At 74.9% G+C, this 13,863-nt stretch carries 13 protein-coding genes; 5 read left to right on the forward strand and 8 right to left on the reverse strand.

The genetic code is table 11. The annotated features are described in order from the left end of the window. Positions 1-34: 34 nt before the first annotated feature. A complete protein-coding gene (locus tag ACIP5O_RS15020; RefSeq protein WP_401293008.1) occupies positions 35-1,423 on the reverse strand; it encodes an NAD(P)/FAD-dependent oxidoreductase in 1,389 nt (462 codons plus the stop codon). Positions 1,424-1,543: 120 nt separating this feature from the next. On the opposite strand from ACIP5O_RS15020, the gene ACIP5O_RS15025 reads away from it, so the two are divergent. The 3 genes from ACIP5O_RS15025 to ACIP5O_RS15035 all read left to right on the forward strand — a co-directional run bounded on the left by ACIP5O_RS15025 (position 1,544) and on the right by ACIP5O_RS15035 (position 3,379). Continuing rightward, entirely contained in the window at positions 1,544-2,437 is an 894-nt protein-coding gene (locus tag ACIP5O_RS15025; protein WP_401293011.1) for an aminoglycoside phosphotransferase family protein, read from the forward strand. 63 nt (positions 2,438-2,500) lie between these two features. Beyond that, positions 2,501-2,983 carry a GNAT family N-acetyltransferase gene (locus ACIP5O_RS15030; protein ID WP_356543076.1) on the forward strand — a complete coding sequence of 161 codons (483 nt, stop codon included), beginning with the start codon at positions 2,501-2,503 and terminating at the stop codon, positions 2,981-2,983. 9 nt (positions 2,984-2,992) lie between these two features. After that, positions 2,993-3,379 (forward strand): hypothetical protein, encoded by a 387-nt coding sequence (locus ACIP5O_RS15035; RefSeq protein WP_401293015.1) that lies wholly within the window; start codon positions 2,993-2,995, stop codon positions 3,377-3,379. A gap of 49 nt (positions 3,380-3,428) precedes the next feature. Here the strand turns inward: ACIP5O_RS15035 and ACIP5O_RS15040 are convergent, their stop codons facing one another. From ACIP5O_RS15040 to ACIP5O_RS15050, 3 genes are all read right to left on the reverse strand, one after another. Further along, positions 3,429-5,723 (reverse strand): FG-GAP repeat domain-containing protein, encoded by a 2,295-nt coding sequence (locus ACIP5O_RS15040; RefSeq protein WP_401293018.1) that lies wholly within the window; start codon positions 5,721-5,723, stop codon positions 3,429-3,431. Positions 5,724-5,972: 249 nt separating this feature from the next. Beyond that, entirely contained in the window at positions 5,973-6,986 is a 1,014-nt protein-coding gene (locus ACIP5O_RS15045; RefSeq protein ID WP_401293021.1) for a zinc-binding dehydrogenase, read from the reverse strand. A gap of 154 nt (positions 6,987-7,140) precedes the next feature. Then, positions 7,141-8,304: an NAD(P)-binding protein gene (locus tag ACIP5O_RS15050; protein WP_401293024.1), complete on the reverse strand. Its 1,164-nt coding sequence runs from the start codon at positions 8,302-8,304 to the stop codon at positions 7,141-7,143. Between the two features lie 141 nt (positions 8,305-8,445). Between ACIP5O_RS15050 and ACIP5O_RS15055 the strand changes: the two genes are divergently transcribed. Further along, the gene (locus tag ACIP5O_RS15055) at positions 8,446-9,132 is read left to right on the forward strand and encodes a pentapeptide repeat-containing protein (protein ID WP_401293026.1); all 687 of its coding nucleotides are present in this window, start codon (positions 8,446-8,448) and stop codon (positions 9,130-9,132) included. Here the strand turns inward: ACIP5O_RS15055 and ACIP5O_RS15060 are convergent. From ACIP5O_RS15060 to ACIP5O_RS15075, 4 genes are all read right to left on the reverse strand, one after another. Further along, the gene (locus ACIP5O_RS15060) at positions 9,129-9,638 is read right to left on the reverse strand and encodes a hypothetical protein (protein WP_401293029.1); all 510 of its coding nucleotides are present in this window, start codon (positions 9,636-9,638) and stop codon (positions 9,129-9,131) included. The genes ACIP5O_RS15055 and ACIP5O_RS15060 overlap by 4 nt on opposite strands. A gap of 126 nt (positions 9,639-9,764) precedes the next feature. After that, a complete protein-coding gene (locus tag ACIP5O_RS15065) occupies positions 9,765-10,976 on the reverse strand; it encodes an FAD-dependent monooxygenase (RefSeq protein WP_401293032.1) in 1,212 nt (403 codons plus the stop codon). A gap of 117 nt (positions 10,977-11,093) precedes the next feature. Beyond that, a complete protein-coding gene (locus ACIP5O_RS15070) occupies positions 11,094-11,717 on the reverse strand; it encodes a response regulator (protein ID WP_401293035.1) in 624 nt (207 codons plus the stop codon). 128 nt (positions 11,718-11,845) lie between these two features. Further along, positions 11,846-13,051, reverse strand: coding sequence for a sensor histidine kinase (locus tag ACIP5O_RS15075; protein ID WP_401293038.1), 1,206 nt, complete (start codon positions 13,049-13,051; stop codon positions 11,846-11,848). A gap of 220 nt (positions 13,052-13,271) precedes the next feature. On the opposite strand from ACIP5O_RS15075, the gene ACIP5O_RS15080 reads away from it, so the two are divergent. Beyond that, complete coding sequence (locus tag ACIP5O_RS15080; RefSeq protein ID WP_401293041.1) at positions 13,272-13,811, forward strand: heme-binding protein; 540 nt, start codon at positions 13,272-13,274, stop codon at positions 13,809-13,811. The last annotated feature ends 52 nt before the right edge of the window (positions 13,812-13,863 follow it).

The following is a 13,863-nucleotide window of genomic DNA, read 5'->3' on the forward strand; positions in this document are numbered from 1 at the left end:
CTTTCGGGGACGCGCCCTTCACGTCCCCGCCCGGCTACCTCCCGCTCAACCTGTTCGCCAGGACCGCCACCCTGTCCGTCCGCGCCGAATGCCCCCGCGCCTCGCGGCGGTCCGCGCCCCGGAACGCCGCGTACATGGTCTGCACGCCCAGCCAGCGCAGCGGCTCCGGTTCCCACTTGCGGACCTTGTGGTCGACCCAGGGCAGGGCCGTCAGGTCGGTCGGGCCGGACTGGCCGGAGTCCTGTTGGATCAGGTCGCGCAGGGTGCGGGCGGCGAGGTTGGCGGTGGCGACGCCCGAGCCGACGTAGCCGCCCGCCCAGCCCAGGCCCGTGGAGCGGTCGAGGGTGACCGTCGCGCACCAGTCGCGCGGGACGCCGAGGACGCCGGACCAGGCGTGGTCCACCCGTACCCCCGCGAGCTGCGGGAAGAAGCGGACCAGGATCTCGCGCAGGGCCTCGATCGTCTGCGGCTGGGTGCGCCCGTCGTTGTCGGTCTTCGAGCCGAAGCGGTACGGGACGCCCCGGCCGCCGAGCGCGATCCGGCCGTCGGCGGTGCGCTGGGCGTACATGTACGCGTGCGCCATGTCGCCCAGGGTCTCGCGGCCCTCCCAGCCGACGGACTCCCACTGCGCGTCGGTGAGCGGTTCGGTGGCGATCATCGAGGAGTTCATGGGCAGCCAGGAGCGGCGCTGACCGGCCAGGGAGGCGGTGAAGCCCTCGGTGCAGCGCAGGACGTACGGGGCGCGGACCGTGCCGTACGGGGTCACCGCGTGCTTCGGCCTGATCTCCGTCACCGGGGTCGACTCGTGGATCGTGACCCCCAGCGCCTCGACCGCCGCCGCGAGGCCCTTCACCAGCTTCACCGGGTGCAGGCGGGCGCCGTGCGGGGTCCAGGAGGAGCCGACGGCGCCGGTGACGCGGACGCGCGCGGCGGTCTCGCGGGCGCCGTACAGCACGCGGTCGGTCTCGCCGAAGGCGAGCTCCGCCGCGTGGAACTCCTTGAGGCGGGTCAACTGGGCGGGGGAGAGGGCGACTTCGAGGACGCCGCCGCGGTGCACGTCGGCGTCGATCTTCTCCCGCTCGCAGACGTCGACGACCTCGGCGACGGTGGCGTTCATGGCCTGCTGGAGGCGGACGGCCGCCTCGTGGCCGTGGAGCCCGGCGTAGCGGTCGCGGCCGGCGATGCCGTTGTAGAGCCAGCCGCCGTTGCGCCCGGAGGCGCCGTACCCGCAGAACTTCGCCTCCAGGACGGTGATGTTGAGGAAGGGCACGGCCTTCTTCAGGTAGTAGGCCGTCCACAGGCCGGTGTAGCCGCCGCCCACGACGCAGACGTCGGCGCTCGTGTCGCCGGGGAGCGGTTCGCGGGGGGCGGGGGCGCCCTCCTGCGCGTACCAGAACGAGATGCCGCCGTTGACCGTGCTCATGTCTACCCCTGGATTCGGAATGCGTGGGCGGGACGTTACCCGGCACCCCTGGCCTGTGGATACGGGTGTGGTGGTGGGGGAATCCGTTCCGCGCCCGGCACCGTGTCTAGGCTCGTCGGCATGATTCGGGTACCGGAGGAACTCGCGCGGTCGCAGGCGAAGTACAACGGTGAGGCGGGGCGGGCGTTCGTCGCCGGACTGCCCCGGAAGGCCGAGGAGTTCCTCGGCCGATGGGGGCTGCGGGTCACCGGGCCCTCGATGTACGGGGTGGCCTCGCTGGTCCTGCCGGTGGAGCGGCGCGCGGACGGGGCGCCCGCCGCGCTGAAGATGCAGCTCCTCGACGAGGAGAGCGCGGGCGAGCCGGTCGGCCTTCGCGCCTGGGGCGGGGCGGGATCCGTACGGCTCCTCGACCACGACCCCGCCACCGGGACCATGCTCTTGGAGCGGCTCGACGAGGCCCGGCCGCTGTCCTCCCTCGCGGACGCGCGGGAGGCGGTGCGGATCACCGCAGGACTCCTCGCCCGGCTCACGGCCGTCCCCGCGCCGCCCGGCCTGCGGACGCTCGGCGGCATCGCGGCCGGGATGCTCGCGGAGGTCCCCGGGGCCGCCGCCCGGCTGGGCCCGGAGGACGCGGCGGTCCTGCGGGACTGCGCGGCGGCGGTGCGGGAGGTGGCGGGCGAGCCGGGCGACCGGCTGCTCCACTGGGACCTGCACTTCGGGAACGTCCTGGCCGCCGGGCGCGAGCCCTGGCTGGCGATCGACCCCAAGCCGCTCGCGGGCGACCCCGGCTTCGACCTCCTGCCGGCGCTCGTGGACCGCTTCGACCCGGATCCGGACGAGGTCCTGTGGCGGTTCGACCTGCTCGCCGAGGTCGTCGGGGACCGGCGGCGCGCGGTGGCGTGGACGCTGGGCCGGGTCCTGCAGAACGGGCTGTGGGACGTCGAGGACGGCGAACCCTCCCTCGACGCCGAGCAGGTCGCGGTCGCGCGGATCCTGCGGGAGCGGCGGAGCTGAGGGCCCGTTCCAGGACGTGGATCCCGCTGGTCACGGGGCCCCCGCACGGGGCACCCTGATCCCATGATCCGTACCGCCACCCCCGCCGACGTCCCCGTCGTCCACGCCATGATCCGCGACCTCGCCGCGTACGAGAAGGCCCTCGACGAGGTCCGCGCCACCCCCGAACAGCTGCACGAGGCCCTCTTCGGCGAGCGGCCCGCCGCCTTCGCGCACATCGCGGAGGACGCGGCCGGCGAGCCGGTCGGCTTCGCGCTCTGGTTCCTCAACTTCTCGACCTGGCGCGGGGTCCACGGCATCTACCTGGAGGACCTGTACGTCCGTCCGGAGGCGCGCGGCGGCGGCCACGGCAAGGCCCTGCTGCGCGAGCTCGCCCGGATCTGCGTCGAGCGCGGCTACGAGCGCCTGGAGTGGTCCGTCCTGAACTGGAACGAGCCCTCGATCGCCTTCTACGCGTCCCTGGGCGCCCGCCCGCAGGACGAGTGGACGGTCCACCGGCTGACGGACGGGGCCCTGGCGGAACTCGGCGGTGCGGCGGGAGTGTAGGAAAGGGCCATGGACAACACCATGGACAGCGGCAGCGGCAACGGCAACGACGGCAACGACGGCAACGACATCGAGCAGCGGTTCCGGCGGATCACCGACTTCGTCGAGGCCCGCCTGACCCCGCTCTTCGACCCCGCGAACGGCAGCGACCACGGCTTCGGCATGGACGACACCTCCCGCGCGCTGCGGGCCGCCCGCTACACCGTGCAGGCCGCGTCGGCCGTCACGGGCCTCGTGGAGAAGCGCGCGACGGCCCCCGAGCTGCGGCAGGTCGTGGACCAGGCCCTCGAACACAACTGGGACGTGCTGCGGTCCGTCGCCCGGATGTGGGAGGACCACCCCGACTTCCTGAAGGAGTTCAAGGCGCACTCCTGGGACGTGGTCGGGGCGGTCTGAGACCTCCGGGTCCCGGCTCCCGCACCGGGGGTGCGGGAGCTCCGTCGCGTCAGAAGACCGTGTTGACGGGTGCCGCGTCCCCGAGCAGGTTGCCCGGGGCGGCGGGCTTGAACGGGGCCGCCGCGTCGCCGGTGCCCGCGTAGAACTTCGCCCCCGCGGAGCCGACCGCGTAGAGGTCGGGGCGGCCGTCGCGGTCGGCGTCGCCGAGGCCGACGAGGTGGGTGAAGGCACCCCAGCCGCCGCCGATCCTCGTGCGGGCGGCGAAGGTGCCGTCGCCCTTGCCCTCGTACAGCCACAGAACGCCGGCCGTGTCGCGGGCGACGAGGTCTCCGGCGGCGGTGCCGGCGATGTCGCCGGTGGCGGTGACCTGGTTGTAGACCTCCCAGCCCCGGTCGACGCTCTTGCGGGCCGCGAACGGCGCGCTCGCGACGCCCGTGCCCTTGTAGAAGTACGCGCCGCCCGAGGCGTCCACGGCGAGCAGGTCGGACCTGCCGTCGCCGTCGAGGTCGCTGCCGCCGGTGAGGTGCTGGTAGACCTGCCAGCCGCCGCCGATCCTCGTACGGGCGGCAAAGGTGCCGTTCCCGTTGCCCTGGTACAGCCAGAGCACTCCGGACGCGTCACGGGCGACGAGGTCGCCGCCCGGACGCCCGGCGAGGTCGCCGGCGGCTTCGAGCCGGTCGTAGATCTGCCAGCCGCCGCCGACCTTGACCCGGCCCGTCGAGTACGGCTGCGGCGCGGACGGCACCTTGACCGAGTCGTCGCGCCACAGCACGCCCGAAGCGTCACGGGAGAGCAGGTCCGGCGTGCCGTTGTCCGTGTAGTCGTGCGGGCCGGACGTACGGGTGACCGTGAAGGAGCCGGTCCGCTCGACGTCCGGTCCGATGCCGTTGAGCGGCGAGGCGGTGAACTCCCAGGTGTAGTCGCCGCTGGGCGCGGCCTCCTTCACGCCCGCGGCGTTGGCGAGCAGCCCGTCCCAGCGGAAGTCGACGGCCCCCTTGTTCTCGTAGTCGGCGGCCCGGGTGAAGTCGTGCCGCACGCTGCGGCCCGTACCGGTGTGGCGGACCGTCACGGAGCCCTGCGCGTTGGTGCGGGAGAGCACCCAGCGGAGCAGGGTCTGACCGTTGTTCTTGTCGAGGTCGAAGACCGGGGGCGTGGCCGCGGTGTACAGGGTGAGCGCGGTCGGTTCGCCGGTGCTCGCGACGAGCGTGGCGGCCGGCCTGCCGTCCGCCCCGAGGGCGACGCGGTAGATCCCCTCGCCGTGGGCGACCGTGCCGCCGCGCACCAGGAGCGCGCCGTCGGCGGCGGGGACGGTGGACGAGGCGTGGTCCAGCAGCGTGACCACGGACTTGTCGACGAGGTTGACGGCGCGGAGGGCGAAGCGCTCGGACGCCTCGGTCGCGGCGCCGCCGCCCGGAGCGGCGTACGTGGCCCAGTCGCCCAGCACGCCGATGTGCGGGCGGACGGAGGCGCCCAGGTCGGCCGCCTCCTCGGCCGGGGCGCTTCCCGAGGCGTCGCGCGCGGCGTACATGAGCGTGGCGTGCGTGCTCGTGGGGGCGTCGACCCAGACCAGGCGGTCCCCGGAGAGGGCCGCGTCGGTGTCGTAGGCGGAGACGCCGACCTCCCGCTCCTCGACGACGGAGGCGGTGGCGACGTCCACGACGGCGAGGTGGGAGCGCTCGGCGCCGGTGCCGGCGTCGGCCGTGAGGTAGCGCACGAGCGCGGATCCGGCCGTCAGGGCTTCGACGGTCTGGATCCTGGCGTTCCGCGGGAGGCCGGTCACCTGCCGGTCGCGGTCCGCCCCGCTGCCCTCGCCGATCAGGCGGAGCGCGCCCAGCTTGTTCTCGAAGTCCCAGGAGGAGAAGACGAGCGTCCTGCCGACCACGCCCGCCCAGAAGAGCCGGGAGTCGGGCTGGTCGACGACCACGGGCTCGCTGTCCGGCGAGGACGTGTCGTAGATCAGGTAGTGGGAGGTGCCGTCCTCCTTGGCGACGACGGCGTCGGAGGCGCCGCCGCGGTATCCGCTGTACCACTCGGGAAGGCCGGTGGTGCGGCCGTCGACGGTGCTGGTCCAGCGGTAGTAGGTGTGGTCCCACCGGCGCTCCACCGACAGGAAGCCGCTCGGTCCGGCGCTGAGGACCCGGTCGGCACGCGGGATGGGGACGACGCCGTCGGCGGTCGTCCTCGCGGTGGCGGCAGTGGCGGCGGCAGCGGGAGCGACGGTGACGGGCGCGACGGGGGGCGCGGCGACCGCGGGGGTCGCCGCGAGGCCCGCGCCGGCGGTCACGGCCAGAACGGTGGCGACGGCCGCGACGAGCCGGCGCCGGACAGGCTGAACAGGTATCAAGACGGGTTCCTCTCGGGCTGACCCGGCGCACGCCGTGGTCTACGCGCTCGCGCAGACTCCTGATCACGTCGGAAGGTTGTGCGCCGCGGTGATTCCGTCGGAAGAGCCCGGCTGTTCACCTGCCCCGCTCCGGAACGGTCGTCAGGATCCGGAACCGTGACCGGCCGTCAGGATCCGGAACGGTGACCGGTCGCCAGGATCCGGAATGGTGACCGGCCGTCAGGATCCGGAACGGTGATCGGGAGGGGATCAGGAGGGGATCAGGACCACCTTGCCCGTCGTGCCCCGGTTCTCCAGGGCGCGGTGGGCCTCCGCCGCCTCCGCGAGGGGGAAGCGGTGGACCGCCGGGCGGAGGGTGCCGGCGGACGCGGCGGCGAGGGCGGCGAGTTCGAGGTGGCGGACGTCGCCGCCCGCCTTCCGGATCATCACCGGGCCGAGGACCGACTCCGAGGTGATGCCCCGCTCGGCCAGCTCCTCGGGGCTGAAGGTGAGCGGTTCGCCGTCGTGGAGGCCGGCCCCGGACCAGCCGAAGACCACGTGCTGCCCGCCCTTGCCGAGGAGGTCCACGGCGGCGCGGCCGGTGTCGCCGCCGACCGAGTCGAAGACGACCGTGGCCGCACGCCCGCCCAGGGGCCCGTCCAGATACGCGCGGACCTCCTCCGGCCAGTCCGGCTCCAGGTAGTCGACGGCCAGGTCGGCGCCGTTCTCCCGGACCAGGGCGGTCTTCGCGGGCCCGCCCGCGAGGCCGACGACGGTGGCGCCGGCGTTCTTGGCGTACTGGACGAGCAGGGTGCCGATGCCGCCCGCCGCCGCGGGGACGATCGCGACCGAGTCGGGGCCGAGCTCCGTGAACCGGAGGATGCCCAGGGTCGTGCGGCCGGTGCCGATCATGGCGACGGCCTCCGCCTCGCCGAGGTGGTCGGGCAGGGCGTGGAGCCGGGCGGCGTCGGTGACGGCGAGCTCCGCGTACCCCCCGGGGGCCATGCCGAGGTGGGCGACGACCCGCCGGCCGAGCCAGGACGGGTCGGTGCCCTCCCCGAGCGCGTCGACCGTGCCGGCGACCTCGCGGCCCGGGATCGTGGGCAGCTCGGTGGGGGCCGGGAAGGGGCCGGGGGCGCCCTCCCGGAGCGCGGTGTCGAGGAGGTGCACCCCGGCCGCCGCGACCCGGACGCGGACCTGCCCGGGACCCGGGACGGGGTCGGGCACCTCCTCGTAGGTGAGGTTCTCGGCGGGGCCGAAGGCGTGGAGGCGGACGGCGTGCATGACGGTTCCCCTGTCGTCGTACGGAGCGTGGTCCGGGCGGCCACGGGGAAAGCCTCCGACCTCAAGCGAACTTGAGGTCAAGTCCCGTAGGGGATCAGCGCGTTCCGTAGGGGATCAGTGCGTCCCGTACGGGTTCAGTGCGTCCCGTACGGTTTCAGCGCGTCCCGTACGCGAGCCGCTCCGCGCGCAGCGCCAGCGACACCGCCTCGACCGCGCTCGTGAACGACACCTCCGACAGGACGCCCGGCGCCGCGACCTGGTCGCCCACCAGGTACACCCCGTCGCCCCGGTCGACGGCCGGCCGGTCGCGCCAGGTGGTGCCGGGGCGGTCCACCGCTCCCGTACGCCCCCGGGAGAGCGACGCGCGCCGCCACGCCGTCCGCTCGCGCCAGCCGGGGAAGCCGAGGTCGAGGAGCCGTTCCGCGTGGGCGACCCCGTCCGCCTTGGTCCCGTCGGGCCCGACGGGGAGCTGGGCCTGGAGGAGCTGCTGCCCGGCGGGGGCGAGCGAGGGGTCCTGCGCGGTGAACCGCTCGATCCAGCCGGGCGCGTCCAGGTCGGAGACGACGAACGGGTCCCCCTTCCGGGTCCGCAGCGCCAGGTCGACCAGGACCGTGCGGCCGCTCTCCCAGGTCAGCGAGGGGTCGTCGAGGAGCCGGGCGGCGGCGGGCAGGGCGGTGGCGACGATCACCGGGCCCCCGCCGGCCGGCAGCGCGTCGACCCGGGACGAGGTCTCGATCCGTACGCCCAGCTCCCGGGCCCGGTCCGCCATCCGCCCGATCAGCGCGCCCCAGCCGCCCCGGACGTAGTGCGCCTCGGGCGGCAGGGCGGCGGCCCGGTGCAGCCGTTCCTGCACGAAGCGGGCGGAGAGCGCGCCGGGGTCGTGGTGGAAGAGCGCGACCCCGCTGTACGCGGCGGCGACGCGGGCGGTCCGCGCACCCGCGAGCCCGGTGGCCCAGGTGCGGAAGTCGGCGTCGACGGGGGCGTCCCGGGCGGTACGGAGGGACTGGCGGAGCAGGCCGGGCGGCGGGACGCGGCGGAGGGCGCCGCCGCGGTGGAAGCGGAAGCGGAGGCCCTCGGCGGGCGGCAGCGGCGCGAGCGGCCCGAGGAGCCCGCGCTGCTTCAGCCAGGTCCAGTGCGGGCCGCCGCTGTAGAGCGCGTGCGGGCCGTCGTTCGTGCGGTACGGGCCCTCGGCGGTCCGCGCCCGGCCGCCGAGGTCCCGGTGGGCCTCGTACAGGGTCACGGCGGTGCCGGCCTCGGCGGCGGTGACGGCCGCGGTCAGTCCGGCGAAGCCGCCGCCGACGATCGTGAGCTTCCGCATGGCGCTCTCCCTCGTTCTCAAGCTCGTTCTCAAGCTCGTTCTCGGGCTCGTTCCCGGGTCCTGTAGGGGGGACGGGGCGGACGGGCGCGTTCGTGACACGGACACGGGGGCGTTGTCAGTGTCGTACCTCACCATGGGGGGATGGCGAACCACGGTGCGAGGGCGACGACACGGAAGAGGAAGGTGCCGGGGGCCCGGCGGCCGGAGGTGCGGCTGCCGCCCCTGGAGCCGTACGGGGGCGGTCTGGAGGCGGACGGGGACTACGACGGCCTGGAGCTGTCCGGGCTCGACCTGGCCGGGCAGTCGGGGGAGGGGGCCCGGTTCCTGGACTGCGCGCTGCGGGAGTGCGGCCTCGACGGGGCGCGGCTGACGAACGCGCGGTTCCTGGACTCGGTCCTGAGCGGGGTGCGGGGCGTGGGGACGGACCTGGCGGGGGCGCAGCTGCGGGACGTGGAGGTCGTGGAGGCGCGGCTCGGCGGGACGCAGCTGCACGGCGCCGTCCTGGAGCGGGTCGTGGTCCGGGGCGGCAAGATCGACTACCTGAACCTGCGGTCCGCGAAGCTGAAGGACGTCGTCTTCGAGGGGTGCGTGCTGAGCGAGCCGGACTTCGGGGGCGCGGTCCTCGAACGGGTCGAGTTCGTGGACTGCGCCCTGACCGGGGCGGACTTCGCGGGGGCGCGGCTGCGGGACGTGGACCTGAGGGGGGTCCAGCGGCTGGAGATCGCGCGCGGGGTGGAGTCCCTGGCGGGGGCCGTGATCTCGACGTCCCAGCTCTTCGACCTGGCGCCGGTGCTCGCGGCGCAGCTGGGGGTGCGGGTGGAGGGCTAGGACCTGTCCGGCAGGCGGGGGAAGCGGGCCTGGAGGGACCAGACGGCCGGGTTGTCGGCGAGGCCCTCGTGCATGTCGGTGAGGTCCGCGATCAGGTCGTGCAGGAAGTCGCGGGCCTCGCGGCGCAGTTCGGCGTGGCTGAAGGTCACCGGCGGCTCGTCGCCCGGCATCCAGTCGGCCTCGACGTCCACCCAGCCGAAGCGGCGCTCGAACAGCATCCGGTCCGTGGACTCGGTGAAGTCGAGCTCCGCGTACTGCGGCTGCGCGGCCCGGCTCCCGCGCGGGTCCCGGTCGAGTCGCTCGACGATGTCGCAGAGCGCCCACGCGAAGTCGAGCACCGGCACCCACCCCCAGGCCGTGGACACCTCCCGGTCGGACTCGGTGTCCGCGAGGTACACGTCCCCGCAGAACAGGTCGTGCCGCAGCGCGTGGACGTCCGCGCGGCGGTAGTCGGTCTGCGGGGGGTCGGGGAAGCGACGCGAGAGGGAGTAGCCGATGTCGAGCACGGGGTCGATGGTGTCACGGTCCCGGACCTCGCGGCCCCGGGCCCGGCCCGTACGAGGGGCCCAGCGGCTCCGGGCCCGGCCCGTACGAGGGGCCCAGCGGCCCCGGGCCCGGTCCGTACGAGGGGCTCAGCGTCCCCGTCCGTGCACCGCCCTCGCCACCCGGGGCCCCAGCCAGCGCTTGAGGCGGCGGAGGGGTTCCAGGGAGCCGGCGGCGCGGTCGAGGCGGTAGTACAGCTGGGGCGGGACGTGGGGCAGCAGGGGCGAGTGGCGCTGGCCGAGCAGGGCGAACATGCGGGCCGGCTCCAGGCTCATGTAGCGGGGCAGGTTCTCGTACCAGCGGGCGCTGTAGCGGGCGGCGCTCTGGGCGGAGACGAGTTCGGCGCGGCGCCGCTTCCCGTACAGGGTCAGGGCCGTGTCGAGGTCCCGGCCGGGGGCGTCCAGGGCGTCCGCGAGGGCGAGCGCGTCCTCCAGGGCCAGGGTGGTGCCCGCGCCGATCGAGTAGTGCGTGGTGTGGGCGGCGTCCCCGAGGAGGACCAGGTTGCCCCGGTGCCAGACGCGGTTGGTGAGGGTGCGGAAGGTGAGCCACTGGGCGGGCTCCCCGGCCCGGTCCCGGCCGATCAGCTCGTGCCCGTCGAGCAGGTCGTGGAAGAGCTTCTCCAGGAGGTTCAGGCTGTCGGCCTCGCCGAGCGCGTCCAGGCCCAGGCCGGTCCAGGTCTCCGGGGAGCACTCGACGACGCAGGTGGAGCGCTCGCCGCTGAAGCCGTAGGCGTAGCACCAGATCCAGCCGTGCTCGGTCTCCTTGAAGGCGAAGCTGAACGAGTCGAAGACCTTGGTCGTGCCGAGCCAGACGTACCGGTTGCGGCCACTGGTGACCTCGCTGCCGAAGTGGTCCGCGTACGCCTCGCGCAGCGCGCTGTTCACCCCGTCGGCGGCGACGACCAGGTCCGCGTCGGCCAGTTCGGGCGCGTCCGGGCCGCTCACGCCGTGCTCGAACTCGATCCGCACGCCCAGGTCGCGGGCGCGGTCCGCGAGCAGCGCCAGCATCCGCCGGCGCCCGATGCCGAAGCCCGCGTCGCCCCGGTGGACGGTCCGCTCGTCGCGGACGATCGCGACCCCGTCGGTCCAGGTCACGGAGGCGTCGGCGACGGCCCGCGCGGACTCCGGGTCGCCCGCGCGCAGCTTGCCGAGGAGCCCGGCCCAGTACGTGACGCCCCAGCCGTACGTGGAGCCCTCCGGGTTCCGCTCGTACACCGTGACGTCGTGCGACGGGTCCCGCCGCTTCAGCAGGACCGAGAGGTAGAGGCCGGCGGGACCGCCGCCGACGATCGCGAGCTTCACGTGCGCTCCACTGGGACTGGTTCATGACACCATGCGGTCGGGAAGTAACGCACGGTAGCAGTGGAGGGCGGGGTGCGGAGGCGAACGCCGTCCGGAGGGGTACGGGCGGGGGAGCCGTCACGGCAGCAGCCTGCGCTCCTTCGCCACCGCCACCGCGCCCGCCCGCGTGTCCACGCCGAGCTTGGCGTAGATCCGGCCCAGGTGGGTCTTCACCGTCGCCTCGCTGATGAACAGGGCCCGCGCGATCTCCCGGTTGCCGAGGCCGCGCCCGAGCTGCCCGAGGATGTCCCGCTCCCGGTCGGTGAGGCTCGGGGCCGCCGCGCCCCGCATCCGGTCCATGACCCGGCTGGCGACCGGCGGCGAGAGGGCCGTGCGGCCCTGCGCGGCCGCGTGGATGGCCGCGAACAGCTCCTCCGGCCGCTCGGCCTTCAGGAGGTAGCCGGTGGCGCCCGCCTCGATCGCCCGCGTGATGTCGGCGTCCGTGTCGTACGTGGTGAGGACGAGGACGTGGACGCCGGTGGGCGCGATCCGGCGGGTCGCCTCCACGCCGTCGATGCCGGACCCGAGCTGGAGGTCCATGAGGACGACGTCCGGCTTCAGCTTCGCCGCCATGGCGACGGCCTCCTCGCCGCTGCCCGCCTCGCCCACGACGTCGATGTCGGGGGTGCTGCCGAGGAGGGCGAGCAGCCCGGCGCGGACCACCGCGTGGTCGTCGCAGAGCAGGATCCGTACGGAGGACATCACGACTCCAGGGAGAGCGGCGGGCCGGGGAGAGCGGTGGATAGGGGGAGCGGCGGGCAGAGGGGAGCGGCGGGCCGGGGAGAGCGGTGGACAGGGGGAGCGGCGGGCAGAGGAGAGCGGCAGGGGCGTCACGGCTCCGGGTCCAGCGGGATCGCGGCGGAGAGCACCGTGCCCTCGCCCGGGACGGACTCGACGGTCAGGGTGCCGCCGAGCTGCTCGGCCCGCACCCGCATCGCGGGCAGCCCGTGGCCGCGCACCCCGCCCGGCCGGTCCGCCGGGTCGAAGCCGCGCCCGTCGTCGGCGACGTCCAGGACCACCTGGTCGTCGAGGTACGTCAGCGTCACGGCCGCCGAGGTCGCGCCCGCGTGCTCGCGGATGTTCGCCAGGGCGCCCTGCGCGATCCGCAGCAGCGCCGACTGCGCCCGGTCGGGCAGCGCCACCGCCGCCCCGTCGACCCGGAACGCCGCCGACTCCCGGGCGGCGAGCCCCCGCAGGGCCTCCTCCAGGCCGCCGCCCTCCGCCAGGTCGGCCGGCGCGAGGTCGTGGACGAAGCGGCGGGCCTCCGCGAGGTTGCGCTCGGCGATGGACGCGGCGGTACGGACGTGCCGGCGGGCCGTCTCCGGGTCGCCGTCCCAGGTGCGGTCCGCCGCCTGGAGCAGCATCCGCTGGCTGGACAAGCCCTGCGCCAGGGTGTCGTGGATCTCCATGGAGAGCCGCTGCCGCTCGGCGAGCGTCCCCTCGCGGCGCTCGATCGCGGCCAGCTCGCGGCGGGTGCGGATCAGGTCGTCGATCAGGGCCCGCTGGCGCGCCGCCTGCCGGTCCGCGTACACGAACACCCCGGTGGCCAGGGCGGCGACGGCCGGCGGGGCGACGATCAGGTTCGGGTCCCAGCCGCCGTGCGCGAGCCGGACCTGTGCGAAGACCACGAAGGCGGTGAGCAGGGCGACCAGGCCGAGCGCGGCGCGCGGCGGGAGGGTGCGCAGGCCCGTGTAGAAGAGCGGCACCGCGCACCAGGCGAAGCTGGGCGCCAGGACGACGAGGAGCACCCAGACGGCGACGACCGTGCCCAGCCAGGCGATCCGGCGCGGGGTGGCGCGGGTTCCGATGACGGGGCCGAGGAGGTAGAGGGAGGCGAGCGCGCCGGTGAGGGCCACGATCCAGGGACTGCGGGCCTCCCAGTCGTGCCGCAGCAGGAAGCGGGCGAGCGAGGCGCCGAGCAGCAGGAAGAACGCGGTGTGCATGGTCCGCGCCAGCCAACGGGCGTCCGGGTCGTGCTCCACGTCCTGCTCCATGTCGTGGTCCTTCTGGTCCGCTCGCTGTTCCGACCTGCGCATACCCCTTCATCCTGGCCCGGCGGGACCGGTCCGGCATCAGCCGATCGGCTGACCCGGCCGTCCACCGGTCCGCGCCCGGAGGACAGCCGGACCGTGGACCGGGAGGCCCCGGGAGCGGCTACAGGATGGATGACGGAGCGAGACGGACGGACCGCCCGGCCCACGGCACCGCGCCCCTCGCCCCCTCACCCCACGGACCACTCATCCCACGGAGTTCCCCATGAAGAAGATCCTCTTCGGTGCCACCGCCGCCGCCGTCATCGCCGCCGGCACCTTCGGCGTGGTCTCCGCGAACGCCTCCTCCCCGGCCGCCGCCCCCGCCGCCGCCGTCCGCGCCGACGCCTCCCACGGCAACCTCCAGCAGTCGACGCACCTGACGGTCGAGGCCGCGACGAAGGCCGCGCAGGCCGCCCTGAAGGCCGCCGAGAAGGAGAACCAGCGCGTCTCGGTCGCCGTCGTCGACCGCAACGGCACCACGATCGTCACCCTGCGCGGCGACGGCGCCGGCCCGCAGTCCTACGAGTCGGCCGTGAAGAAGGCGTACACCGCCGTCTCCTGGAACGCCCCGACCTCCGAGCTGGCCAAGCGCCTGACCAGCGCCCCCACCCTCAAGGACATCCCGAACACCCTCTTCCTCGCCGGCGGCGCCCCCGTCACCGCCAAGGCCGCCCCCGTCGCGGGCATCGGCGTCGCCGGCGCCCCCTCCGGCGACCTCGACGAGAAGTTCGCCCAGGCGGGCGTCGCCTCCCTCGGCCGGTAGGACCGGACCGGCCCCCCGATCGGCCGTGGCGCCCGGACCCCGCCGGGCGCCA

Origin of the sequence: Streptomyces sp. NPDC088915 (assembly GCF_044749825.1) — a bacterium.
Classification (GTDB): Bacteria; Actinomycetota; Actinomycetes; order Streptomycetales; family Streptomycetaceae; genus Streptomyces.